The organism is Shewanella zhangzhouensis, from assembly GCF_019457615.1.
In the GTDB taxonomy this organism is placed as follows: Bacteria; Pseudomonadota; Gammaproteobacteria; order Enterobacterales; family Shewanellaceae; genus Shewanella; species Shewanella zhangzhouensis.
In genome coordinates, this window is record NZ_CP080414.1 from 2,919,404 (window position 1) to 2,943,828 (window position 24,425).

Genomic DNA, 24,425 nt, shown 5'->3' on the forward strand with positions numbered 1-24,425 from the left:
TGCACCCGGGTGCATCAAGGCTCATTCAAGCCTGAACTAAACAAGTGTCTATAGGTTACCTGCTTAAGCGTAATAATCTATACCCGAGCTATAACTTGTTGTCTGATTTGCGCTTAATTGTAACTCTTCTGCTGGAAATTCATCCATGGTCACAAACTGGCTCCCTTCCGGGGCATCCTGGCGTTCGCGGCCATCGCCACGACGCTCATGGGATACCTGTCCATCGGTTAATTCCATCCCCTGCTGAGCCAGCAGCTCTCTTAATCTCGGCATCGCCTGCTCGACTACATCTTTGGTTTGTTGAGCGTTAACGTGGAACTGAACCTGGGTTTCATTACCCTGCACCTGAATGCGAACCATCATGGAGCCAAGCTCGGGTGGATCCAGACGGATTTCAGCCTGTTGTATGCCGTCCCTGACCATGGCGATAAGCTGGGTGTGCATAACGGGAGCAAATCGGGCAACCATGTCCGGCTGTGTCATGGGCCGCTCTTGCGCTGTGCGCAGCGACATAGTCATGGCAGGTGTCTCGTGGATGCGGCTACTGTGCTGCAGGGATGGCTGCTTAATGTCGGCAACAGACTCGATTGAAGCCTGGCCCTTGGTATCCATGGCAGGCAGCTCCGGTTTAAGGTTGTTGTCTGCCGCACGACTGGCGGCCTCCACTGATTTAAACGACAGCGCCTCGTTGACCGTGTCCTGTGGCTCGCCGCTGACCTTGGTTGAGGCATCAGCGCCTGCCAGCGGTGTTATGCCAGAAACGCCTTTGTTTCCAAGGTCGCCCTGCTCTTTCCCTGCCACAGGGTCAGTCGCCAACCCCTGAGCGGCCCCCAATGCGCGGGTAAATGCCTGTCCGGCGTCACCCTTTTTCCCGTCCGTCTCAGCGCGGAAGGTCTCAGTTGTCACAGCCTCAGAGCTGGCAACCTCAGCGGAACCAGCCATAGTCTTACCGGCGGCAAAAGCATTATCCGACTGGGGATCACCGCCAACGCGCGCCAGGGCCACATCTAACCCCCGCGCCTGATCGGGAGCAAGATTGGCGGCCTTATTCAACGCAGCTTCGGCTGAACTGACACCTTGCCTGACATCAGCTGCATGTTCTGACGGGTTTTCAGCGGACACATTCGGCTGCGCCGGCGTACCAAGAAGAGTTTGCATCAACAACGCGACCTGATTTCCGGCGTCGTTATCTGTGTCAGCACCCGACGCATCGGCTTGCAGCAACAAAGCCAAGCCCTCTTTCAGGGTGGGATTATCTGCCATCAATGTGTTAAATGCGCTTTCATCCAGCGCCATGAGCGCCGACAAAGACATGCCAAGCTCGGATGCAATTTGCTCTCTCTCCCCCTCATCCGCCTGTTTCATCAGGGCGCTGAAACGTAAAAACAGCGCGTCTGCTGCAATTTCCACGGATGCATCATCGATAACATCAACCATGGCCACCGGTATTTCTGACGCTGCCGCTTCCGGCGGCAAGGCTTCGCCGCCTTTGACGGCAGTCTTATCGGCGGCAAATTGACGGGAAAATTGAATTTGGGCCAGTACGGAAGACACGCCATCACCATGGGCATCACCATTGACCTCACCGCCTTCTGTCTTGGAGACGGCATCAGCGGCGTTGTCCGATTTTGGTCCTTTGACCTGCAAACTCTTTGCGGATGATTCTTCGTAAGCAACTGTTTTTGAAATGATAGAGTCAAAATCAACACCTTCAGCCGAGGTGCCGGATGATTCAGGATTGGCTGGACCGGCAGCGGCGCCAGCCGAACCCAAAAGCACATTGAGGATCTGTTGCATCAGTGGTTCTCCCGCATTGTCTTGGGCACGCCGTGCCAGCCAAAACAACACCGATTGGGACTAAGTCTATGAGTCTGACTGGATTCCAGCAAATGCCATGCCAATCGTACGGCCGTCTGGTTACTGTGCTTATCCCGCCCCTTGCTTAGCCGGGCTAGTGTGAGCCTTTGCGAATAAATTGCTGCATGGCAAACTCATCCAGCAATTTTTGCTCAAGCCTCGCCTCTTTGGTTTCCCGTTTGTCAGCCTTATGCTTGAGCAGCAGCTCTACCGCCTTACGCTTTTGCTGTTTCTCCAGCCAATTACGGCGCCTGTGCTCCAACTGGCTTTCTGCGCCGGTCACACTTTGCACCTGTTGGCCTATCGCCTGGTCGATTTGCTTAATAAACCGATGAAACTGCTGGTAATAGCTGGCGCTGATGTTCTTACCTTCCTGGCCGGAAAGTTGACGCATATAGTCGAGTCGGTATTGATTGAGGGCATCCAGTTGCTGTTTCAGGCGACCGAGATCCAGCTGTGCGCTGCGAAGTTGCAGCGCCGCCTGCTCCTCGGCATCCTGTGCCAGTTTCAAAACAGTCAGCAGCGGATCGGGGCGCGCCATGGATTAGCCCTTACACTGAGCGGCAATTTGGCCGAGCATGGTTTCACTGTCGGACAGACTGATGGCATCACGCATCCCCTGACGCAGAAAAGCATTCATGGCCGGCTGCAAGCGAATGGCATTGTCGATGCGGGGATCGCTGCCGGCGGCATAGGCACCGATGGAGATCAAATCACGATTTTGCTGATAGAGAGAATAAGTTTGTTTAACCCGCCGCATCGCTTCCAGGTGTGCCGGGCTGATGACCATGGGAGCAACCCGGCTGATGGAGGCTTCAATATCGATGGCAGGATAGTGGCCTGAGTCAGCCAAGGTGCGTGACAGCACTATATGACCATCCAGGATGGCGCGGGCCGCATCTGCAATGGGGTCCTGCAAATCGTCCCCTTCGGTCAATACCGTGTAAAACGCGGTAATTGAGCCCTGCCCCGGTCCACCATTGCCGGCCCGTTCCACCAATCTTGGCAGTTTGGCGAACACAGATGGCGGATACCCCTTGGTTGCCGGAGGCTCTCCCACTGCCAGGGCAATCTCACGCTGCGCCTGAGCATAACGGGTCAGACTATCCATCAACAGCAGCACATTAAATCCCAAATCGCGGAAGTATTCGGCGATACGGGTAGAAGTTTCACAGGCGCGAAGACGCATCAAGGGCGATGTATCGGCGGGAGCCGCGACTACCACTGAGCGGGCACGCCCTTCGCTCCCCAGGATTTCCTCAATAAATTCTTTCACTTCCCGGCCCCGCTCGCCGACCAGCCCCACCACAATCACATCGGCCGTGGTGCCGCGGGTCATCATGCCAAGTAGCACCGACTTACCCACGCCCGAACCGGCAAAGAGCCCCATGCGCTGGCCCTTGCCGACAGTCAACATGGCGTTGATGGCACGAATACCCACATCAAGGGGCTCGTGAATGGGTCGGCGTGCAAGTGGATTAATGGCAGGGCCATGGCGGGGAGCTATGTCTGTAGTGCCCAAAGGCCCCAGACCATCGAGGGGCTCACCACCGCCATCCAGCACTCGGCCCAGCAGCGACATCCCCACATGGATACCGGTTTGCTCACCCAATGGCCTAACCCTGGCGCCGGGCAGCACGCCCTTTAATTCTTCAATGGGCATCAAATACAGCAGGTTTTCATCAAAACCGACTACTTCGGCAATCAGTTCGCCACCCATGGTGTCGATGGCACAGAGACTGCCGACGGGGGCTCGGCACCCACTGGCTTCCAGTGTCAGCCCCACCACACGTACCAGCTGACCTTCGGCCACAGGACGATTGACCGGCAAAGATTGCCGTAGCTGACGCAGGTTATTCAGCAGGTGGTGGCGACGATTTATCATCCCCCAGCTCCTCTTCAGCCCCCTTTACCCCATCCGTATGACCTGGCTCAGCGGCCGAGCTCTGAGCTTGTTGCTGCAATACCTGCGCCTCTCGCTCCAGCGTTTCATGACGCTCTATCGGTGCCGCCAATACTGCCGCAATCCGGTTTTCCAGCCGCATATCCACCCGGGAACGCTGACTGTCTATCACCAGCTCGCCACGCGCCAGAAGCGGGTCGCTCTCCAGCTGCCATAGTTTACGGGTGAGTTCGTCGGGGCCATACAGGCTGCTGACCAGGGTAACGTCTTCCGGATTGAGCCGGATTTTAACTTGCTGCTCTTTCAATGGCAGGCAATCAACCCCTTCACGCAATGCTGCAAGTACATGTTCGGGATGTGTTTTTAACTCGTGCTGCAGAGTTTGCTTTGCCAATCCCATGGCGAGGGAAAGCAGTTCCTGCTCAATTTCGTTATCCAGTACCGCCATGGGGGCGGCGAACTGCTCAATCAGGCCTTCAAAGCGGGTAATCAATCGGGCGGCGTCTTCCAGTCCCTGTGCCATTCCCTGCTCATGGCCCTGACGTACGCCTTCTTCGTGGCCTTCTTTCAAGCCCTGTAAGCGACCGGCCTCAAGCCCCTGAGCCAATCCTTCCGCATGACCTGCCGCCAGGCCTTCCTGTTCGGCCTCGGCACGTATCGCCTCTATTTCGGCCAGCGTGGGCGGACGGATTTCCTCTTCTTCCTGAGGTACGAAGGTTTGCCCCGGACGCCTGCCCAGCAAGTTGGCCGGCGCCTCTTCCCGCGCAGAGGACATATCAGGTAATCGCCAGTGAGCGAATTCGTCCTGCTCCTCAGCGCGCAATATGTTTTTGGGGCGTTTGCTGTCAGTCATCAGATGAACTCTTCACCGCCGCCACCGCCGAGCATGATTTCACCGGCATCGGACAGGCGTCTTGCAATGGACAGAATTTCCTTCTGGGCCAATTCCACTTCACTGATACGGATTGGGCCCATGGCTTCCAGATCGTCACGCAGCAGCTCTGCTGCGCGCTTGGACATATTGCCGAGGATCTTGTCTTTAAGCGGCTCGTCGGCTCCCTTGAGCGCCTTCATCAGCACATCCTGCTGCACTTCACGCAGCAAGGTTTGGATACCACGGTCGTCCACATCGATAAGGTTTTCGAAGACGAACATCAGATCCTGAATTTGCTGCGCCATTTCTTCGTCAGTTTCGCGCATGGTTTCCATGAGCTGACTTTCGATGGCAGTATCCAGGTAGTTCATGATGTTGGCAGCCGCCTTCAGGCCACCCATCTTGGCCGCCTGAGCACCACCCTGACCGGCAAATTGTTTCTCCATGATGTCGTTCAGCTCCTGCAAAGCCGCAGGCTGCACTTCTTCGAGGTTGGCAATCCGCATCAACAGATCCAGACGGGTGTTTTCCGGGAACTGAGAGAAAATCTCCGCGGCCTGATCCGGCTCGAGATAGGAGAGCACGATGGTTTGAATTTGCGGGTGCTCGTTCTGGATAATGGTGGCTACCTGACGGGCGTCCATCCACTTGAGTGAATCCAGGCCCTTGGCACCACTGCCCATGATGATCTGTTCAATCAGATTGCCGGCCTTGTCTTCACCCAGGGCCGCTGTCAGCGCCTTACGGACAAACTCTTCGCTGTTAAAGCCGATGGAGGAAAATTTCTGAATGTCATCCAGAAATTGCTTGTGTACCGCGATGACTTTTTCCTGACCAAAGTCTTCCAGCGCGGCCATGGCCATACCCACTTTTTGCACCTGTTTGGGCTCCAGGTGCTTGAGGATAGAGGCAGCATCGGCCTCACTCAGACTCAGTAGCAGAATGGCCGTTTTTTCAACGCCGCTTAAATTGCTGACTTTGAAACCGGATTCGGATTTTTCTTTATTTTCAGCCATTGTCCTGTTGCAACCAATTCTTCACGACTTGAGTGGAAAGCTCAGGTTCGTTGGCAACCAGAGCACGGATAGCCTTAATCATATCATCATCTTTGTGCAGATTCGGGATGAGAATCGAGCCGTCGTCTGCATAGCTGTATTCAGCATCGCTGGCGTTGAGCATACCCAGAGTGTCTGCGGCAAACTGATCTTCAATCTCTGCCAGTTCATGACCCAGGCGGCCATCATCAGGCATATCGACTTTGTCAGTAAGCAGCAGTTTCTTCAGCAGTGGGCGCACAACAAAAAGGATGAGCACCAGGATGGCCAGAGAGCCGGAAGCCAGTTTCATGGCCTTCCAGAACCAGGGTTGCTCCCACATTGGCAGCTCTGGCACTTCCTCAACCAGCTGATCCATAAAGGGTACAGTGACGACTTCGATGCTGTCGCCGCGCTGACCACTGAACCCCACAGCGCCTTCAAGCAGACGACGAATATTGGCAAGCTCGGCCTCTGTGCGGGCAACACGATTGACCTGACCTTCGGTATTGGCTTCACCGGTTTTGTAGTCCACCGCCACGGATACACTCACGCGGCGCACCACGCCAACCTGTTGACGGGTATGGCTGACGGTGGTGTCGAGCTCGTAGTTACGGGTTGCCTCACGATGTGAGTTGCCACTTGCCTGGGCCTTGTCCTGCGCTTCCTGCAGGGTTTGAGGAATGTTTGACTCCATCGGCGGCTGATTCGACAGCGCACCGGGGATACCCATGTTGGCTTCACCGTTGGTTTGGGTTTCCAGGGTCATTTCGCTGCGCACCGCTGGCAGATCAGGGTTGAAACGCTTGGACGTTTGTTCCACGGCAGTAAAGTCCATGGTCACATCCACCTGGGAGGTGTAATTTTCCGGCCCCAAAATGGGCATCAGTATGGCATCAACCTTGGCGCGGTATTCGGCTTCTTTTTGTTTGACGAGCTCGAGCTCACGGCGGGCACGGGCAGAAGCCCCATCCTGACTGCCGGAGTTCAGCAAACGACCGTTGGAGTCGGTTACCGTCACCCGGGTAGGCTCGAGCCCCTGTACGGCGGACGCCACTATGTCAACTATGGCATCCACTTCTTCCTGCCCGAGACCGCCACGACGACTGGTGACCACCACAGTGGCACTGGCCTTGGACTGGTTACGGGCAAACACGTTTTCTTTGGGCAGTGCCAGAATCACCTTGGCGCGGCTGACGCTTTTCAGCTCTTCGATAGTACGGGCGAGATTTTGCTCCTGGCTGTGTTTGAGTCTGGCCTGCTCCAGACGTTGACTCACGCCAAAGCCCATGTCCTGACTCAGAAAATCCTGATTGGTGGTACTTGCAGCATCCACACCGTTACGACTCAGCAGCAGCCGAATGTCCTGATACTTGTCTTCGGGGACCCGCAGCACATCAAAATCCACCTGATAGGGGATTTTGTTTTTGTCGAGCACATCCAGCACCTGGATCATTTCCTGGGCTTCAAACTTACCCAATGGACGGTATTCGGGTTCCTGTGCCCACATCATCACAAACACCGCCAATGCCAAACAGATGGCAAGGGCCAGGATCATAGTGACCTGTCTAAGCATGTCGGCGCCACCGAGGTTACCCAGCACCCCGGATTTATTTTCCTGCTGTACACCGCTCATGCCGCTGTCGGTGCTGACAATCATATCTGTGCTCACGTTCAGTATCCTTCAGTGGCCGCCTTAAACGGGCATGCTCATGATTTCTTTGTAGGCTTCGACGAGCTTGTTGCGCACCTGCACTGTCGCCTCAAAGGCGACACTGGCCTTTTCGCGGGCGATCACAGTATCAGACAGGGTCACGCGGGTATCGCCCATGTCCAGTCTGGTTGCCAGACTTGAAGAGCTTTGCTGCAGCTCGTTCACATGGCCTACTGCGTTGGCGAGCAAACTGGCAAAGTCAGCTCCGCTGGTGTTACCAACCTGACGAAGCGGCTGAGGCTCAATGCCCATGGAAGGATTGAGTTCGCCCTGGAGTTTCTGCATTTCCTGCATGAATGAAGATGGACCTATTTGCATATGCTGCTCCCTTCGCCATGAAATTGACGGGATAAATCGCTGATATCGGGGTACTGCAAAAGGCTTGCCAATAAACTAAAAAAGCAGGCTAAGCCTGCTTTTTGTGATGTTTTTGCCCAAATATCAGGCAGGTAACTGAATACCCATTTCCCGCATTCGGGCCATCTTGTACCTCAGGGTTCTGGCACTGATCCCAAGCCGCTCAGCCACCAATTTACGGCTGCCGCGACACTGGCTCAGAGTTTCAAGGATAATCACATGCTCCTGTGCCTTGAGCTCATCCCCCAGCCCTTCGGGCTCGGCCTTGATAGCTGTCTCTTCGTGGGTGATTTGGTTAACATCCATGGCATCAATAATGATGTCCTGCACACCAATCTTAACGCCGGCGGACAGTATTAATGCCCGCTGCACCACGTTATCGAGTTCTCTGACATTCCCCGGCCAGCGATGTGCCAGCAATCTGCGACAGGCTGCTTCGTCAAATTCGGGAACTTCAGTGCCCAAACGCTCTGCATGGCGTGCCAGCAAATGCCGTGCAAGTGGCAGGATATCTTTGGGGCGCTGATTCAGTGCCGGCCAGGTCAATGGGAATACGTTGATACGGTAATAGAGATCCTCACGGAAATCGCCCCGCTCTGCCATGGCTTTGAGCTCACGGTTGGAGGTGGCAAGTACACGCACATCCAGCTTGATTGTTTTACGGCCACCGAGACGCTCAACTTCCCGCTCCTGCAATACCCGCAGCAACTTGGCCTGCAATCCCAGATCCATTTCGGAGATTTCATCCAGCAGCAGGGTGCCCCCCTGGGCCTGCTCGAATTTTCCGGGGCAGGCCTGATAGGCACCGGTAAAGGCGCCTTTTTCGTAACCAAACAGCGTGGCTTCGAGCATGTTTTCGGGAATAGCAGCGCAGTTGATGGCCACAAAGGGACCGTCTGAGCGCAAACTTTGTTTATGGATATAGCGGGCAAGCACTTCCTTACCCGAACCTGAGGGCCCCAGGATCATCACAGAAGCCTCGGATTTTGCGACCCGTCCGGCGAGAGCCATCAGCGCCTGACTTCGCTCGTCGGCCACCACAGGTGCGCCGGTATCGGCTTGTGCAGGCATGTATCGACTGACCTGATTAAGCAGCACTTCGGGTGAAAACGGCTTGGCGAGATAATCCACCGCACCGAGTTTGATGGAACTCACGGCGCTGTCTATGGTGGCAAAGGCCGTCATCAGCAATAACGGAACCTTGGGATGATGCTGCCGCAAGTAGGCCAAGAGCCCCATGCCACCTATGCCTTCCATCTGCACATCGCTGATGACCATATCAAAACGTGATTCCTTCAACGCAAGAATGGCTTCTTCGGCGCTGGGAAGCGCCACACAGTCAAACTGCGCCAGCATCAGGGTGTCAAGCAGCGCCTCACGCAGAGATGCATCGTCCTCGACAAGTAGCAATCTGCCTTCAGGCATGGCTAACCTCCTTTACTGAATCTTCTGAAATCACGGGGAATTTAAGCATCACACTGCAGCCTCGATTGGCAGCGCATTGCATTTTCAGCTCACCACCATGGTTACGCACCACTGTCTGTACCACGGCTAAGCCAAGGCCTGTGCCCTGTGCCTTGGTCGTAAAAAAGGGTTCCATCACCTGCTGCTCACTGCCGGATTCCAATCCTTTACCATCATCCACTACCGCAAGCACCAGACGTCCGTCCTGTATGCTGCCATGGAGCAGTATGTGGCGGGCGCCTGCTTCAAGGCTGTTCATCAAAAGATTATTAATGGCTGAGCTCAGTGCACTCTGGGAGGCCGCCATCATGGCGCCAAAGGATTCATCCTGAAACCGCACTGCACAGCCTTTATCGGTGGCGATGGGCTCACAGGTTGCCAGCACCGGGGCAATGATGTCTGCCAACGGCATGGGAGACATGGGCGCTTCCACTTTGCCCCTTGCCATCAACAGCATGTCGTTGACCTGTCGCTCCAGCTCATTCAGCCTGTCCACCAACTTTTGTTGGAAACGAGTGCGGGAATCCTGATTGAGTTTGGGACTGGCCAGGTTTGCGGCGTAAAGCAGTGCAGCCGACAGCGGGGTTCTGATCTGATGTGCCAGTGTCGCAACCATTTTGCCAAGGGCCGACAGACGCTGCAGATGAGCAAGGTTACGCTGTAATAAGCGGGTTTCAGTCAGATCGGTCAGCAAAATCAGCTGACCGGGTTCCAGTGGCGTAATGGCCAACTTCACTCTGCGGCCATTCTTCAGCGAGACCTCATGGCCATCGTCATCCTGAGGAGAAAAGGCTCTGGCGATGACGCTGAGCCAACGCTCTCCTTCCAAAGGCCGGTCAAGCAGCTGAACCGCAACGGGGTTTGCCAAAGTGACTATGCCATCGGCATTCAGGATCACCACGCCAGAGGGCATGGCTTCCAGGATCTGCGCCATTTGCTCGGCAGATGCAAAGCCGCTGGCCTTCACCTCTTTAAGATGAGCCCGCGCCGGAAATTCGGCTATCTTGGCTAAAGCTTTGGTGGCCATGGGAACCCCGTCAAAATTACGTTATTGACGGGGTTAATGCAGGGACTGTGCCAGAGTAGAAATTTAGTGAATGGGCTGGGACTTAAGTAAAATTAGTCTTTAGTCATCCCGTACTTACGCATTTTTTCAACCAGAGTGGTTCTGCGGATCCCCAGCATCTCAGCTGCGCGGGCAACGACGTTATCCTGCTGCTCCAACGCCTGACGGATCATGTCGATTTCGAGCTCGGCCAGCAAATCCTTAAGATTTACCCCTTCCGGAGGCAGTTCGCTCGGGAAGCGGGTTTCCGGAATTTCCACCGGCTCATCATCATTGAAAATGGACGCCAGCGCATCACGCTCCAGCATCTCTTCACTGACTTCGACACAGTACTCGGGGACATCGATATGGCGATATTTAACGGGTAGATCGTTCACATCCACCAAACCGCCCGGATACAGGATAGTCAGGCGCTCAACCAGGTTGGAGAGTTCACGTACGTTGCCGGACCAAGCGTGCTCCTTGAGGGACTCAATGGCGCGCTGGGTGAAACGCACCTTGCCGCGGCCTTCGTTAAAGACCCGGCTGACCAGCTCCTGCAGCAGCAAAGGAATGTCATCGCAGCGCTCTGACAACGACGGCATTTCAATGGGGAATACATTGAGACGATAGAAAAGGTCCTCACGGAACTCGTTATTTTCTATCATGTTCTCCAGGTTTCTGTGGGTCGCCGCCACCACACGGACATTGGCTTGAATGGGTTTGCTGCCGCCGACGCGTTCAAATACGCGCTCCTGCAGCACACGCAGCAGTTTTACCTGCATGGCCAGAGGCATATCACCGATTTCGTCCAGAAACAGAGTACCGCCTTCGGCCAGTTCAAAACGGCCTTTACGGGAGCTGATAGCACCGGTGAAAGAGCCCTTCTCATGACCAAAGAGTTCGCTCTCAAGCAGTTCAGGCGGAATGGCACCACAGTTGACGGGAATAAAAGGACCGTCGCGACGCTCCGACAAATAGTGAATATTGCGAGCAACCACTTCTTTGCCAGTACCAGACTGCCCCAGCACCAACACAGTCGCATCCGATGGCGCAACCTGACTGATGAGATGACGGACGTTAACTATGCCTTCGCTGCGGCCAACGAGGCTGCGGAATAACTTGGTCTGGTTGCCACTGGTTGGTACATCCGGGCGCTTCTGTTGGCCAAAAACCTGACAGAAGTGCAGTAACTCGGTGAGTTGGGGATAATTGAACGGCTCTTCAATGCTACCGATGAGATTTGCACTGAGATCATCAGTTGCGCCAAGCAGTAAAATTGGCTGCCAAGGCATTTTGGTAGCAAACACTTTTACCTGCTCCAAAGGCAGGGATCTAAGGTCAACAATCAACGCCCGAAAACGGGTTTCCTTGACGGCTTGTTCAAGACCACTTGGGTCCAGGGTCTCTAGTTGTTCACCTAAAAACTCAAGAATGCAGGAAAGACGACCGATACGTTCGGTCTGGTTTCCTACAAGCAAAATTCTCTGGTCTGTCTGCATCATTCAGTTGGCCGTAACGCTCGAATATCTAACGAATCGCATTAATTATTGGTGTTCGTTGCTCACAGGGCGTCAATGCTGTTACTCCGGGAAAACTGCCGGTCATTCACACCATGTCGAATATTGTATTATCGGCAGTCGAGAAGCAAGTCTCTGCTTTACAATAAACTCTTTTGCTTCTGATTCTAGACCAATTTTCCCGCGCTTCCGACCCTTTTGGCCAATTCTCTGGCTAATGTCAAAAAAGGCGCATTCACAGCGCCTTTTTACTGGGGAAATTTTTGTGCAAAAATCAAACAGCTTCGTCGTGGGAAGTGATGTTATGTTGCTCTGTTGGGATGGCATCCCAACCTTCTTTTATGTCCCTTAGAATCACCATGACATCATCTATGGCCTGGGGATCGTTGTTGAGGTTGGCCTCACTGATTTTACGCAGCATAAAATCATAAAGGTCACCCAGGTTTTGGGCTATTTCACCGCCAGCCTCCATATTCAGGCTGTTAGATAAGCCGGTAATAATACCTATGGCCTTATTGATGAAAATGCCTTTATTGGTTAAGTCATTCTGCTCAATTGCATAACGACTCTGCGCCAAGCGCTCCAAGGCGCCAGCAAACATCATCTGAATGATACGGTGGGGGGACGCGACGGCAATTTCACTTTCCAGTGATACCTTGCGATACGATTGCAGTGACCCTCTCATATGTACCTACCTATTTGCATCGATTGTTCTGTAAACATTGAGTTGGCGTTTACTTTTACTGCCGGCATGCAGTAACTGCTGCCTGTGATCCCGAAGAGTCATGGCCTTGGCTAAAAACTCCTGACTCAATCGCAACTCCTTATTAAGGAAGTAACGATCTATGCCTTCTTGGCCAGCTTCCATCTTCTGCAATAAAAATTGACGCTTGAGAATCATCTCTTGCAATTGTGATACCAAGTCATCAGCACTTTCATCTTCAGCGGTAGTTTTCTCCAGCTTTTCAAACAATAAAATTAAACTTTTATTGAGAGCTTCCAGTTCGTGCATGTCGTTCTCCGGTTGGCGCTCTACTCAGTTTAGCCTTTTATCACGCCAGGGAGCGAGTTAAGTCTGTCAATCAGGCCTGTGGTTTGCTGGTTGAGGCTAGCAACCACCAAATCCATCGCATTAAACTGTTTAAACAACCGTGCTTCCAACGCATCCATCTTGCGGGTAAAGGCTTCACGCTGATCATCAAGACGCTGCTTTTCACTGTTGTAGGTATCATTGCGGGTACTGATTACACCGCCCGCTTTGGTGTAGGTGCTGGCAAGATCAGAAAGACGATTTGCAAGGCCAGTATCTGTGGTAGAAAACAAACCTTCCAGCGAGCTCATGTCTTCCGCAATGGCTTTATCCAGCTTGGCACTGTCAATTTCCAGCTTGCCATAGCGGTCGGTCTTGATACCCATATCGTAGAGGGCGACCGTTTCACCATTAACATCGACCCGTTCACTGATCATCTTACGCAGCTGCGACTCCAGGGAACGAATCATGGAATCACCCTGCAGCGCGGCAGCTTTCTTATTATCTGCATCGTAGGAGGACAGCTTGTTGATGGAATCCAGCAGCGCGTTATAGGCGTCAACGAAGCCTGTAACATTTGCCTTCACCGCTTCGTCATCCTGAGAGATAGTCAGGGTACCTACTTCACCTATATCGGCCTTGGTCAATTCTAAAGTCACACCCGTGATAGCGCCTTTTACCTCATTACTGCTGGATGTAATCTTTTGATTATCGACATAGAGAATGGCATCTTGTGCCGCTTGCAACTCAGACAGATTGGCACCATTAAACATGTCATTTAGACCTGTGCCACTGGTATCAGTGGCTGTCACGCTAACCTGATTGGCTGTGCCTGTTTCTTCCGAAGAAAATACCAAGCGACTGCCCGCATCACTGGTAATGACGGTCGCAATCACGCCTTTATTATCGCTGGCATCATTAATTTTTTTGGCAATGGCATTTAAATCGTCGGCAGCGTCAACATCAACGCCAAAGCTTTCACCATTCACAGTGAAGTCAAGGCGCCCTTCCCCCACTGTATCGGTGGCCGCAGCGGTATTGGTACCTGCGACCTTATGGGAAAAAGCGAGTTGCTCAACTTTGATTGAATAGGTGCCACTTTGGGCAAATTTGTCAGCCGTCGCTTTAAAAAAGAGACTGTCACCGGTCGTCACTTTACGGATACTGAGTTCACTGCCCTTTTGCAGCTTTTTCAGTGCATCCTGGAATTTGGCCAGTTCGCTCTTTAAGGTACCTATGGCAGAAACCTTGGCATTGATGGTGTCCTCTGTTCGGTTGAACAGGGCTTCCTTTGGCGTTTTCTCTGCGTTAACAATAGCCGAAACCATGTCATTGATGGGCAGGTTAGAGCCAATTCCGGTTGCAGTTAATGCCATATCGACCTCGTATTACGGGTGCACCTCAAGCCTCGGTTTTCATCAGAAGCCCAGTGACTTCCGATAATTTTTGGGCAATTTTAAGCGCTTCTTCACTGGGGATCTGCCTGATGACGTCTCCCGATGCTATATCCAGCACACTGACTACAGGCTGACCGGATGTCTCATCCACCCGAAACTCCAACCCCTTTTGCATCATAGACATCATAGTAGACATCTCTTCGGCAACAGCAGCCAGTTGCTCCTTTTCAGCTTCAGCCTGTTGCTTCTTTTCCTCAGCCTTGCCATTTGCCTGACCGGCGTCAACCGGTTGGGCATGATCAGCGCGGTTAAGCTCTGCATCCTTTGGTGCCAAAGGTTTGACAGGCGTCGCTGCGAGCTCAGCCCGCTGATGCTGCTGTGGCGTTGTGGTGCCAACTAATGCAATATCCATACCTCACCTCATACCCTTCCGGCCAGATATCGCGATTTCGTCGGGATATCATGACTGATTTCCAGATGTGGCAAAGGGAGATCCGTTGCCGAACCTCCCTCCACCGTGCTTCAATCCCTGAGACATTACAGCAGAGACAGGGCGATTTGAGGCAACTGGTTAGCCTGAGCGAGCATGGCAGAACCGGTTTGTTGCAGAACCTGATTCTTGGTCATGGCAGAGGTTTCTTTGGCAAAATCCACATCCACGATACGGCTCTTGGCGTCAGCAACGTTTGCCTGAGTGTTGGCACTGTTACTGATGTTGTGAGCAAGACGGTTTTGAATCGCACCTAACTTAGCCCGCTGGCCATCTATTTTTGCAATAGCCGCATCGATTTTTGTTAAAGCAGAAGCACGGTTTGCAGATGTAACGTTTGTCAAACTTCCTATGGACAGTGATGTCTTATCTGTTTTGCCGACTGAAACTGCTACAAACTCATTATTTTGATGACCTACTTGGAAATTCTTTCCAGTCGAAAATGTGCCAGTTAATAGTTTTGTATCGCCAAACGCAGTACGAGAACCAATATTATCAATTTCCGTAGCAAGTTGATCCATTTCATTTTTCAGCGCTGTCAGATCCGCGGTGCTGTTCGCACCATTACCTGATTGGATGGTAAGATCACGCATACGTTGTAACATATTGGTTTGCTCCTGCATCGCACCTTCTGCAATCTGGGCGATGGAGATAGCATCGTTGGCGTTTCGCATACCTACGTCCAGACCACGAACTTGGCTGTTCAGACGATTGGAGATGGCAAGACCAGCCGCATCGTCTTTGGCACTGTTAATGCGTAAACCGGAAGACAGACGCTCCATGGAGGTTGCCAGATCACGGTTAGACATAGTCAGGTTCTTTTGCGCTTTCATTGAAGTGACGTTGGTGTTTACTGTAATGGCCATGATCGATTCCTCTTGGTTACCTGGCTCAGGACTAGCCTGTCTTGTTCAGCCAGGCGGTCATACTCGTTACAGTATATTTAGCGGCAGCGTCTTTTTATCCTTTAGGGCTTTTTTGAAAAATTCTGATTTTTTTTTAAAATTTTTTATAAATTAAGTATTTGCTTTATAAAAAACAGAGCGGCTAGCCTGGCCAGTGGCAAAAAATTGCCGCCTGGCAGGCATCGCCGCTTACTGATGCCTGTCAATTATCAGCCGAGCAGAGACAGGGCAACCTGAGGCAATTGGTTGGCCTGAGCCAACATAGCTGACCCAGTCTGCTGCAGTACCTGATTTTTGGTCATGGTAGAAGTTTCTTTTGCAAAATCCACGTCCACAATACGACTCTTGGCGTCGGCAACGTTGGCCTGTGTGTTGGCACTGTTACTGATGTTATGGGCCAGACGGTTTTGAATCGCACCCAATTTAGCGCGTTGACTATCGATTTTTGAGATTGCAGCATCTATCTTGGTTAATGCTGATGCGCGATTGGCCGAAGTAACGTTATTCAAGCTCGCTACGGACAATGTGGCTTTATCAATTGCACCAACAGAAACCGTGACATTTTCACCGTTTTGATGTCCGACTTGAAAGTTTTTCCCTGTTGAAAAGGTACCTGTCAAAAGTTTAGTCTCACCAAATGCTGTACTTTTACCGATGTTATCAATCTCTGTAACCAACTGATCCATCTCATTCTTCAGAGCCAACAAGTCAGCAGGACTATTGGCGCCATTAGCTGATTGAATTGTTAGATCACGCATACGCTGCAACATATTGGTTTGTTCCTGCATCGCACCTTCAGCAATCTGTGCAATGGAGATAGCATCGTTGGCATTGCGCATGCCCACTTCCAGACCGCGCACCTGGCTGTTCAGACGGTTAGAAATTGCCAAGCCGGCGGCGTCGTCTTTCGCGCTGTTGATGCGCAAACCGGATGACAGACGCTCCATGGAAGTCGCCAACTGACCACTGGACATGTTCAGGTTCTTTTGGGCCTTCATGGAGGTCACATTGGTATTAACAGTAATAGCCATGTTGAGTTCCTCTTCCTAGTGTTACCGCCAAGGCTTGGAGCTTGGCTAAATTAGTTAACAAAATTGCTTCCAGTGAGTGGCCGTGCCTGCCGCTACAAGTAGTCGAACAGGGACACAGAACCAACTCTGCTAAACACGTTGGAGACTGCGTTCAATGCAAGCTGTTGCTTCTCAAATTCCGAAATCGCCGTTGCGTAATCCAGATCTTCCAGCAATGACAGCGCCGAGGTATTGACGACCTGCTCTTCTGCGTGTCGTCCGGCGTAACTCTCAAGGCTCTTGAGGTTATTACCTGCCACGCTTCTGGCGGTGCTGAGCTGATTCAATCCGCTGTCAGTATCATTCAAGAGCTGTGCCAACTCTGCGATACCAGCGGGAGAATTCATGCGGCTATCGTCTTCTATCAGGGTGATAGCCTTATTAATGGTGTCGAAAATGCTGACCTCTGCCTGAGGTGCCAGGGCAATGCTGTCGCCGGCTGCGGGCGTGCCTTCAAGCTTGACGTCTATCCCATTGAAACTCACAGGATTGGTAGCATCAAAGTTGTTCACTGTGGTGACCAGTCCATTGGCACTGTCACGGACTTCCAGGTTCACGCCGCCAGTACCATTATCAATAAAATTAAAGGTATAAGTGTCTTCCACATGGGCTGCCGGATTGGTTATTGCAGCGCTTTGAACCTTGAAGTCGCCCGCCTGGGTCGACAAATAATTGACGGCATAATCGCCAAGTGCGTTGGGGGACGTCATAAAGGCCATATCGCCGGGTACATTGGTCCCCATGGCAATACCGCGGGAAATCATGGCGTCACGCACACCGGCATCACCGCTGTAAATCATGTTGCCGGCACCATCGAAGGCAAAGGGTTCTGTGTCTGTTTTAAAGCCGGAGAACATAAAGTTACCGGACTCATCCCGGGTGTTTGCCACATTCAGCAGTTCCTGCAGGCTGCCACGCATCTCATCGGCAATCATTTGCCGCTCTGAGGGCGAAAGGCCGCCATTAACCCCACGCAGGATTTGCTCGCGCAAACCGGTAACCAGCTCCTCGGCGCTGCCAAGTTTACTTTCGGCTATGCCCAAATGATTTTTGGCGTAGTCGATATTCTTTAGAAATTGATCCACCAGCGCCTGCTGCTGATTCAGGTTGTCGATACCCAAGGCTGCGACCGGGTCATCACCCGAAGTATTCACCTTCTTGCCACTGGACAACTGCTCTAGCAGCTTCGCGGTCTCAGTCTGCTTTTGCAGTATGTTATTGGTGTTCTGGGTAAACATTTGCGAGGTAGAAATACGCATCACTCAATCCTCTTAACGCACCGACGCAAACAGGGTGTCAAAGATTTGCTGGGCCGTGGTCATAATACGCGCCGACGCCTGATACGACTGTTGGAATCGCAGCAAATTGGCCGCCTCTTCATCCAGGTTGACCCCGGATACTTCCTGAACCCGCCCATAGGCCTGCTGGTAAATGGCTTCGGCAGACCCCAAGCGTACTTCGGCAGCCTTGGTGCCTGAGCCAATCTGTTGCTTGGTTTTTTCGAACACATCAATGATGGTGGACTTGCCGCCGTTCATCAGTTTGGTATCGGCCAATTGCGCCATGGCCAGTGCGTTGGTGTTGTCACCTTCGCCGTAGCTGAGATCAAAGGTAAAACTGTCAGTAGCAGCCCCTGCGGACTCTATCTCAAAGGTAAAGCCAAAGGCGCTGATGGAAGGCGGCGTGTATGCCACTCCGGCCGCAAGCACCGTGCCGTCGGCAGCGGTGACATCATAGGTATTGGCACCGGTATTGAGAGTAAAGGTCAGCTCGCTGCCGGTAACCGGGAAGTTTGCTGCCAGCCGATTGTCGATACTGGTAACAGCAACCATGGTGTTACCCGAATTCGTTGTATCGGCGGCAATCTTAGGCGCAGCTGCGGCAATGCCTTTGGGATCTGTCATCACTACCGACATCTGCGCAGCTGCCCCTGAGGTGGGCCGAATAAGGAACCTGTCACCGTCGGCAAAAGCACCGGCATCGATGTTGATGTTAAAACCAGCGCCACCAGTGAGGGTGGAACCACTTAAGGTCAGTGGCGTCACATCGCCTGTAAGGGTATCGGTTAACTCATAGGTGCCCGGGGCTGTGTATTTAAGCTCGTAGGCACTGCCAGAGAGTGCCCCCACATCTTCGACTGATACGCTGAGTGAGGCCGTACCCGTGTTGCTTCCATACTGGCCTACACGGCTTTGGGCGATGAGCGGGTCGTTGATATCGAGGAATATATTGCTGCCGACCTGACCATTCATGTCAAATCCGGCCTTTTGTGCCTCGTTAAAGGCATTGGCAATACCAAGCGATAACTGGCCAAGTTCATTTTCAGCGGGAATAAGGGTTTTATCCCTGAATTCATACAACGCCGAAAGCTGCCCGCCCAGTTTTGAAGGGTCGACAACCAGCGTGGAGCTGCCAGTGGTTGCGGTGAGCCTGAGTTCGTCTGAATATGGGTCGCCCTGCGCCGTCCCTATGCTCATGGCCACTTCTGAAGACACCAACATCACAGCACCACCCAGCATGATGCTTTTGGCACCATTTTCCAGCGGAATGACATTCACCTGGGCATATTCGCTCAACTCCATGATCAGCGCATCCTGCTTGTCCAGCAGCTGCATGTCTTCGCCCATGGTTTTCATCAGCTCACGATTGATATTGGCAAGCTCAGTGCTGATCTCGTTGACGCGGGTCGTGATGGCATCAATCTGCTCATGGGTTTGCTTCATCTGCCCTTCAAGCTGACGTTGCATCTCATTGATGGCGCTGGCCATCTGCTGAGCAGAACCCAGTACACCGCTACGGATACCCAGATCCGATGGCAAATCTGCCAGGCTGTTGATGTTTTTGAACATATCGTTAAGCGACTGGGGGATAGCCTTGCCAATCTGGGAAAACAGCTGATCGAGTTCACTCATTTTGGTGTGGCTGACTTCGGCGGCACCTTTTGCCGTTTGGCCGATGCGCAGCTCGCGGGCGGCATATTCGTTGTATACCCGTTTGACACTGGAGACATAGGTGCCCGTGCCATAGAAACTGTTACCGGAGCGCTGCGACAGGTGAGTGGCCTGGGTCGCAACCTGGCGGTTATAGCCTTCGGTATTGACGTTGGCAATGTTGTTACTGGTGACTCCGAGCTGTGCCTGAGATGCCAGTACCCCGGTCCGGGCGATGTTCAATAAATCTATGCTCATTTCTTTCTCCGCCTGTCAGGGTCAGTTGCCAAGGGCCATGGCCTTGATTTCAGACGTTACCGCCTGCATTACCCGCATCACCTTGTCGGCATATTGAGGGTCCGTGGCATACCCGGCATTTTGTAAACCCTGCACGAAGGATGCAGGTCTTGCCGCTTGTTTGAGGGCATCACCGTAGCGATCGCCGCTTTTCAGGAAGTCGACAAAATCGTTGAAGCTTTGCTCCAGGGTGTCGTAAACCCGGAAGTCGGCTCGTTGACGTACCGCGACGCCCTGCTCAAATTCCAGGGTATTGACGGCCGCTTTTTCCCCTTCCCAGCGCCTGTCGGCTTTGATGTTGAACAGGTTATTGCTCATGCTGCCGTCGGGTCTTCTTACGAGCTTCTGGCCCCAACCGGTTTCCAGTGCCGATTGGGCAATCAGCACCTCAGGCTTGGTACCAAGACGCTTGGCAGCTTCATTCGCCAGCGGCATCAGGGCACGAATAAAATCCTGACGGCTTTCAAAACTCGGATTGTCCCGCTCACTTTCCAGCTGCTTGCTGGGGGTTTGCTTCCCGGCGAGCAATTGGTCGAATAGGGGCGCAGCTGCGCTGGAAGCAGAAGCCGATACGGCTGTTGGTGCATCCAGAGCCGGGGCTTCATGGAAACCCATGCTTGTGGCCATATCGCCGTTCATCGCAGCGAGTTGAGGTTCAGCCATCTGACGCGCACTGGCCCCTTCGAGTGGTGCCTTTGCGTGATTGGCCTCACTGGCCTCAGCGGGCTTATCACGGCGCAGCATCATGGGGGCCTCCCCCATATCAAAGCGCTTATCGCCGCCCAGCACAGATGACGGTGTGATGGGGCTATCCTGAGGAGATAGCTGCTGCACCATCAAATCCACCAGTCCCAACATGCCCTTTTGGGACATGTCGACAGCCATCTGCTGATCGCGCATTTCCTCATAAAACTTGGTGTACTGGCTGTTGAACGGGCTGTCGGATTCAAACACGGCATTGGCATCACGCATGCTTTTCATCAGCATCTGCACAAAAATCCCCTCGAACTGCTTGGCAACTTCCCGCAGGGCTGCCTTGTCATCGGCCTTGGCCTGGGCTCTTAATTTGTCCAGGCCACCGATGTCGAGGAAATGTGAGGCGTTTGAAAGCTTTTCCATGGTGAGTTGCCAATTTTCCGACAAGAATCAAATGACGATAAGCTCACCATGCAAGGCGCCTGCCATTTTTAACGCCTCGAGGATCGCCAGTACATCGGAAGGCGCAGCACCGACCAGATTCACGGCCCTGACCAATTCATCCAAGCTGGTGCCCGGATTAAACAGGAACATACGGCTATTGGCCTGAGACGCATCTATGGTGCTTTGGTTGGTTACCACGGTATCGCCACCGGCCAAGGCATTGGGTTGTGACACCTGCTGATTTTCGGCAATGGTCACGGTCAGACCGCCATGGGTCACCGCCGCCGGCAATAACTTCACATTCTGGCCAACGACTATGGTGCCGGTGCGCGAATTCACAATCACCTTGGCAGATTCATCGGCAGGCTCTACTTCGACGTTCTCCAGTGTCGCGAGAAATGACACCCGCTGTGAGGCATCCCTTGGGGCGTACACCTGAACCGAGGCTGCATCGAGTGCACGAGCCATTTCCGGCCCAAGCAAGTCGTTGATGGCATCGGCCATCCGCTTGGCGGTAGAGAAGTCGGCACGGTGCAGGTTAAAGGTAAGGAAATCTCCATGGGCAAAGGCAGACGGTACTGCCCGCTCCACCAAGGCGCCGTTGGGGATACGCCCCACTGTTGGGGTATTCTGGATAACCTTTGAGCCGTCCAGCCCTTCGGCGCTGAAACCGGACACCACCATGCTGCCCTGGGCAATGGCGTAAATATTGCCATCCACCCCTTTAAGGAAGGTTTGCAGCAGGGTTCCACCACGCAGGCTCTTGGCTTCGCCTATGCTGGACACTGTGACATCCAGGGTCTGGCCGGGTTTGATGAAAGGTGGCATATCGGCATGCACTGCCACTACGGCCACGTTTTTAATCTTGGGTTTTACGTTGGTCGGCAAATTAATGCCGAAGTTTTTCAGCATGGTGGTAAAGGTTTGCTCGGTGTAGTTCGCCTTTTCACCGGTGCCCGGCAAACCCACCACCAATCCATAACCAATCAACTGATTACTTCGCACGCCCTGAACGGCGGCGATATCTTTAATGCGCTCGGCTTTGACCGGCACCGTCATGGCCAGCAGGGCCACGGCAAGCAGAACCTTGATGTTCATGTCCAAGCTCCTTTAAAAGGGCCACCAATCGCTGAGGAAGAACTGACTGAGCCAGCCCACCTGCTGCGAATTGGCAAAGGTGCCAGTGCCACTGTATTGAATACGGGCATTGGCCACCCGGGTGGATTCCACTTTGTTGTCTGTGGTGATGTCCTGGGGCCGGATAACCCCGGTGACCCGAATAAACTCGTCGCCGTTGTTGATGCTTATCCACTTTTCACCGCGAATAACCAGGTTGCCGTTGGACAGCACCTGAAGCACATGGGCAGAGATATTGCCTCTGAGACTGTTGCTTTGATCCGCGTCAGCCTCACGCTTGGTGTTCATGCTGTCGGAATACCCCAGACTCAGCGGATTACCACTGATGGTGACCGGGCCGCCAAGAGCCTGGATGGCATCCATATTGAGATCCGAGCCCTTTTTGATTTCATTATTGGCGCTCTTGGTTGCCTGGGTAGACTCGGTGAGCACCACGGTAATGATGTCCCCTACCCTGTGGGCACGGATATCCGTGTACAGGCTTGCCGCCTGTGAGTCGAGGAAAATAGAGCCCGTAGGTTCCAATGCGACCGGCGGCTCTTCAGGTACCACAGGGGCATAGTAAGGATCGTCCGGAATGGGTTTGTGTTCTGTACTGGCGCATCCTGCGAGCACCAGCAGCGAACCAACCATAAGGTATCTGAGCATAACCATCGCCTCTTACAGATTCTGGTTAACGTAAGCCAGCATCTGATCCACCGCTGAAATCACCTTGGAGTTCATTTCATAGATGCGTTGACTTTCGATGAGATTGACCAGCTCCTCGGTCACATTCACGTTGGAGGTTTCAAGTGCTCCCTGACGGATTGCCCCCATACCATCCAATGAGGCGGTACCCTGAATAGGTGTGCCGCTGGCACCGGTTTCCAGGTACAGGTTCTGACCTATGGGGTCAAGGCCAGAGGGATTGATAAAGTCAGACAGGGTCAGCTGCCCCACAATCTGGCTTTCGGCAGCGCCGGGGGTTTTTACTGACACTTCCCCTTCGGCAGACACTGTGATACTGGTGGCGTTATCGGGAATGGTGATGGCTGGCTGAAGCACATAACCGGAGCCGGGCGTCACTATCTGGCCGGTATCGTCCAGCGAGAATTGACCGTTACGGGTGTAGGCTGTGGTGCCATCCGGCAACTGAATTTCAAAAAAGCCAGGGCCTTCAATCATCATGTCCAGCGCGTTATCCGTGGTCAGCATGTTGCCCTGGGTAAACATCTTTTGGGTCGCCACCACCTTGGTGCCGGCGCCTATGTTCAGGCCATTGGGTAACTTGGTGTTGGACGCGCTGATCCCGCCTGCCTGATTTACAGTTTGATAGAGCAGGTCTTCAAACACGGCGCGGCTTTTTTTGTAGCCGACGGTACTGGCGTTGGCGACGTTGTTGGATATCACGGCGATATCCGTTTGCTGAGCATCTAAGCCAGTTTTACTTATCCATAATGCGGGATGCATAATCCTGTCTCCTTAGCCAATACGTACGAGTTGTGCAGAAGCTTTATCGTTTTCTTCTGCGGTTTTCATCATTTTTACCTGCAGCTCAAACTGCCGCTGGATATCAATCAGGGCCACCATCTCTTCGACGGGGTTGACGTTACTGCCTTCCACTGCGCGGCTCTCCAGAGCCACGGTTTCGTCCTGTGGTGCAGTCGTTCCATTCATCATCCGAAACAGACCATCGTTACCACGCATCAGGTTTTGATTACCGGGATTAACCAGTTTGATCCGGGCCACCTCTTCCACCACTTCGGCAGTCGCCCCCTGAGGCCGAACCGTGATGGTGCCATCCTGGGCAATTTCTACCTTATCGATGGGCAGTGGCAGAACGATTGGGCCCGCATCGCCCATCACAGGGCGTCCCTGTGAATTGGTCAGCAAACCGGTTTCGTCAAATTTCAGGCTACCGGCACGGGTATAAGCCTCGTTGCCATCGGCATCTTCCACCGCTATCCAACCATCGCCTTTCACGGCAACATCCAGATCGCGGGCGGTGCTGTTAATGGGACCGTGACGGAAACTGGCCTGGGGATTTTCGGTCATGGCGAATACCCGGGTGGGCAATCCCTCTCCAAAGGCTTGCATGGAGCGGGATTGCTCCAGGTCGGCCTTGAAGCCATCTGTGTTGGCGTTGGCCAGGTTGTTGGCCCGAATGGAAAGCGAATTGAGATTCTGCTTGGCACCACTCATGGCGATATAGAGAAATTTGTCCACGCTGGGCTCCGTCAAAGATCTAGCATGCACTGAGCAAAGCAAACTGCATGCCAATT

The 24,425-nt window shown here is 53.2% G+C and carries 23 protein-coding genes; all 23 read right to left on the bottom strand.

All coding sequences use genetic code 11. The annotated features are described in order from the left end of the window. Positions 1–63 precede the first annotated feature (63 nt). Complete coding sequence (locus K0H63_RS12775; protein WP_220065005.1) at positions 64–1,797, bottom strand: flagellar hook-length control protein FliK; 1,734 nt, start codon at positions 1,795–1,797, stop codon at positions 64–66. Positions 1,798–1,951: 154 nt separating this feature from the next. After that, entirely contained in the window at positions 1,952–2,398 is a 447-nt protein-coding gene (gene fliJ, locus K0H63_RS12780; RefSeq protein WP_220065006.1) for a flagellar export protein FliJ, read from the bottom strand. Between the two features lie 3 nt (positions 2,399–2,401). Beyond that, positions 2,402–3,742: a flagellar protein export ATPase FliI gene (gene fliI / locus K0H63_RS12785; RefSeq protein ID WP_220065007.1), complete on the bottom strand. Its 1,341-nt coding sequence runs from the start codon at positions 3,740–3,742 to the stop codon at positions 2,402–2,404. Beyond that, positions 3,711–4,613 carry a flagellar assembly protein FliH gene (gene fliH, locus K0H63_RS12790; RefSeq protein WP_220065008.1) on the bottom strand — a complete coding sequence of 301 codons (903 nt, stop codon included), beginning with the start codon at positions 4,611–4,613 and terminating at the stop codon, positions 3,711–3,713. Before fliH ends, fliI begins: the two co-directional genes overlap by 32 nt. After that, the gene (fliG, locus tag K0H63_RS12795; protein ID WP_011760409.1) at positions 4,613–5,650 is read right to left on the bottom strand and encodes a flagellar motor switch protein FliG; all 1,038 of its coding nucleotides are present in this window, start codon (positions 5,648–5,650) and stop codon (positions 4,613–4,615) included. The genes fliH and fliG overlap by 1 nt, the downstream gene beginning before the upstream one ends. Then, a complete protein-coding gene (gene fliF, locus K0H63_RS12800) occupies positions 5,643–7,328 on the bottom strand; it encodes a flagellar basal-body MS-ring/collar protein FliF (protein ID WP_220067900.1) in 1,686 nt (561 codons plus the stop codon). Before fliF ends, fliG begins: the two co-directional genes overlap by 8 nt. Positions 7,329–7,364: 36 nt before the next feature. Beyond that, positions 7,365–7,700, bottom strand: a complete 336-nt coding sequence (gene fliE / locus K0H63_RS12805) for a flagellar hook-basal body complex protein FliE (RefSeq protein ID WP_220065009.1) — start codon at positions 7,698–7,700, stop codon at positions 7,365–7,367. Positions 7,701–7,823: 123 nt separating this feature from the next. Then, positions 7,824–9,164: a sigma-54-dependent transcriptional regulator gene (locus tag K0H63_RS12810; protein ID WP_220065010.1), complete on the bottom strand. Its 1,341-nt coding sequence runs from the start codon at positions 9,162–9,164 to the stop codon at positions 7,824–7,826. Next, positions 9,157–10,230 carry a sensor histidine kinase gene (locus K0H63_RS12815; protein WP_220065011.1) on the bottom strand — a complete coding sequence of 358 codons (1,074 nt, stop codon included), beginning with the start codon at positions 10,228–10,230 and terminating at the stop codon, positions 9,157–9,159. Before K0H63_RS12815 ends, K0H63_RS12810 begins: the two co-directional genes overlap by 8 nt. 92 nt (positions 10,231–10,322) lie before the next feature. Beyond that, positions 10,323–11,753 (bottom strand): sigma-54 dependent transcriptional regulator, encoded by a 1,431-nt coding sequence (locus K0H63_RS12820; protein ID WP_286670260.1) that lies wholly within the window; start codon positions 11,751–11,753, stop codon positions 10,323–10,325. Positions 11,754–12,042: 289 nt separating this feature from the next. Beyond that, positions 12,043–12,453 (bottom strand): flagellar export chaperone FliS, encoded by a 411-nt coding sequence (fliS, locus tag K0H63_RS12825; RefSeq protein WP_220065012.1) that lies wholly within the window; start codon positions 12,451–12,453, stop codon positions 12,043–12,045. Between the two features lie 6 nt (positions 12,454–12,459). After that, positions 12,460–12,780, bottom strand: coding sequence for a hypothetical protein (locus K0H63_RS12830; protein WP_220065013.1), 321 nt, complete (start codon positions 12,778–12,780; stop codon positions 12,460–12,462). A gap of 29 nt (positions 12,781–12,809) precedes the next feature. Continuing rightward, on the bottom strand, positions 12,810–14,174 hold the full coding sequence (gene fliD, locus K0H63_RS12835) for a flagellar filament capping protein FliD (RefSeq protein WP_220065014.1): 1,365 nt from the start codon (positions 14,172–14,174) through the stop codon (positions 12,810–12,812). 25 nt (positions 14,175–14,199) lie between these two features. Continuing rightward, positions 14,200–14,607: a flagellar protein FlaG gene (locus tag K0H63_RS12840; RefSeq protein WP_220065015.1), complete on the bottom strand. Its 408-nt coding sequence runs from the start codon at positions 14,605–14,607 to the stop codon at positions 14,200–14,202. Between the two features lie 125 nt (positions 14,608–14,732). After that, a complete protein-coding gene (locus tag K0H63_RS12845; protein ID WP_220065016.1) occupies positions 14,733–15,551 on the bottom strand; it encodes a flagellin N-terminal helical domain-containing protein in 819 nt (272 codons plus the stop codon). 248 nt (positions 15,552–15,799) lie between these two features. Further along, positions 15,800–16,621, bottom strand: coding sequence for a flagellin N-terminal helical domain-containing protein (locus K0H63_RS12850; RefSeq protein ID WP_220065017.1), 822 nt, complete (start codon positions 16,619–16,621; stop codon positions 15,800–15,802). A 92-nt stretch (positions 16,622–16,713) separates the two neighbouring features. Continuing rightward, the gene (gene flgL / locus K0H63_RS12855) at positions 16,714–17,919 is read right to left on the bottom strand and encodes a flagellar hook-associated protein FlgL (protein WP_220065018.1); all 1,206 of its coding nucleotides are present in this window, start codon (positions 17,917–17,919) and stop codon (positions 16,714–16,716) included. 12 nt (positions 17,920–17,931) lie between these two features. Continuing rightward, positions 17,932–19,848: a flagellar hook-associated protein FlgK gene (gene flgK / locus K0H63_RS12860; RefSeq protein WP_220065019.1), complete on the bottom strand. Its 1,917-nt coding sequence runs from the start codon at positions 19,846–19,848 to the stop codon at positions 17,932–17,934. Between the two features lie 21 nt (positions 19,849–19,869). After that, positions 19,870–21,006, bottom strand: coding sequence for a flagellar assembly peptidoglycan hydrolase FlgJ (flgJ, locus tag K0H63_RS12865; RefSeq protein ID WP_220065020.1), 1,137 nt, complete (start codon positions 21,004–21,006; stop codon positions 19,870–19,872). Positions 21,007–21,033: 27 nt separating this feature from the next. Beyond that, a complete protein-coding gene (locus K0H63_RS12870; RefSeq protein WP_220065021.1) occupies positions 21,034–22,125 on the bottom strand; it encodes a flagellar basal body P-ring protein FlgI in 1,092 nt (363 codons plus the stop codon). Positions 22,126–22,137: 12 nt separating this feature from the next. Then, positions 22,138–22,812: a flagellar basal body L-ring protein FlgH gene (flgH, locus tag K0H63_RS12875; RefSeq protein ID WP_220065022.1), complete on the bottom strand. Its 675-nt coding sequence runs from the start codon at positions 22,810–22,812 to the stop codon at positions 22,138–22,140. A gap of 12 nt (positions 22,813–22,824) precedes the next feature. After that, positions 22,825–23,613: a flagellar basal-body rod protein FlgG gene (flgG, locus tag K0H63_RS12880; RefSeq protein WP_011760426.1), complete on the bottom strand. Its 789-nt coding sequence runs from the start codon at positions 23,611–23,613 to the stop codon at positions 22,825–22,827. A 12-nt stretch (positions 23,614–23,625) separates the two neighbouring features. Beyond that, on the bottom strand, positions 23,626–24,369 hold the full coding sequence (gene flgF, locus K0H63_RS12885) for a flagellar basal-body rod protein FlgF (protein ID WP_220065023.1): 744 nt from the start codon (positions 24,367–24,369) through the stop codon (positions 23,626–23,628). Positions 24,370–24,425: the final 56 nt, after the last annotated feature.

Coding starts and splice junctions, on each gene's coding strand:
- K0H63_RS12775 (WP_220065005.1), bottom strand. CDS start 1,797: ATGCAACAGATCCTCAATGTGCTTTTGGGTTCGGCTGGCGCCGCTGCC.
- fliJ (WP_220065006.1), bottom strand. CDS start 2,398: ATGGCGCGCCCCGATCCGCTGCTGACTGTTTTGAAACTGGCACAGGAT.
- fliI (WP_220065007.1), bottom strand. CDS start 3,742: ATGATAAATCGTCGCCACCACCTGCTGAATAACCTGCGTCAGCTACGG.
- fliH (WP_220065008.1), bottom strand. CDS start 4,613: ATGACTGACAGCAAACGCCCCAAAAACATATTGCGCGCTGAGGAGCAG.
- fliG (WP_011760409.1), bottom strand. CDS start 5,650: ATGGCTGAAAATAAAGAAAAATCCGAATCCGGTTTCAAAGTCAGCAAT.
- fliF (WP_220067900.1), bottom strand. CDS start 7,328: ATGATTGTCAGCACCGACAGCGGCATGAGCGGTGTACAGCAGGAAAAT.
- fliE (WP_220065009.1), bottom strand. CDS start 7,700: ATGCAAATAGGTCCATCTTCATTCATGCAGGAAATGCAGAAACTCCAG.
- K0H63_RS12810 (WP_220065010.1), bottom strand. CDS start 9,164: ATGCCTGAAGGCAGATTGCTACTTGTCGAGGACGATGCATCTCTGCGT.
- K0H63_RS12815 (WP_220065011.1), bottom strand. CDS start 10,230: ATGGCCACCAAAGCTTTAGCCAAGATAGCCGAATTTCCGGCGCGGGCT.
- K0H63_RS12820 (WP_286670260.1), bottom strand. CDS start 11,753: ATGATGCAGACAGACCAGAGAATTTTGCTTGTAGGAAACCAGACCGAA.
- fliS (WP_220065012.1), bottom strand. CDS start 12,453: ATGAGAGGGTCACTGCAATCGTATCGCAAGGTATCACTGGAAAGTGAA.
- K0H63_RS12830 (WP_220065013.1), bottom strand. CDS start 12,780: ATGCACGAACTGGAAGCTCTCAATAAAAGTTTAATTTTATTGTTTGAA.
- fliD (WP_220065014.1), bottom strand. CDS start 14,174: ATGGCATTAACTGCAACCGGAATTGGCTCTAACCTGCCCATCAATGAC.
- K0H63_RS12840 (WP_220065015.1), bottom strand. CDS start 14,607: ATGGATATTGCATTAGTTGGCACCACAACGCCACAGCAGCATCAGCGG.
- K0H63_RS12845 (WP_220065016.1), bottom strand. CDS start 15,551: ATGGCCATTACAGTAAACACCAACGTCACTTCAATGAAAGCGCAAAAG.
- K0H63_RS12850 (WP_220065017.1), bottom strand. CDS start 16,621: ATGGCTATTACTGTTAATACCAATGTGACCTCCATGAAGGCCCAAAAG.
- flgL (WP_220065018.1), bottom strand. CDS start 17,919: ATGCGTATTTCTACCTCGCAAATGTTTACCCAGAACACCAATAACATA.
- flgK (WP_220065019.1), bottom strand. CDS start 19,848: ATGAGCATAGATTTATTGAACATCGCCCGGACCGGGGTACTGGCATCT.
- flgJ (WP_220065020.1), bottom strand. CDS start 21,006: ATGGAAAAGCTTTCAAACGCCTCACATTTCCTCGACATCGGTGGCCTG.
- K0H63_RS12870 (WP_220065021.1), bottom strand. CDS start 22,125: ATGAACATCAAGGTTCTGCTTGCCGTGGCCCTGCTGGCCATGACGGTG.
- flgH (WP_220065022.1), bottom strand. CDS start 22,812: ATGCTCAGATACCTTATGGTTGGTTCGCTGCTGGTGCTCGCAGGATGC.
- flgG (WP_011760426.1), bottom strand. CDS start 23,613: ATGCATCCCGCATTATGGATAAGTAAAACTGGCTTAGATGCTCAGCAA.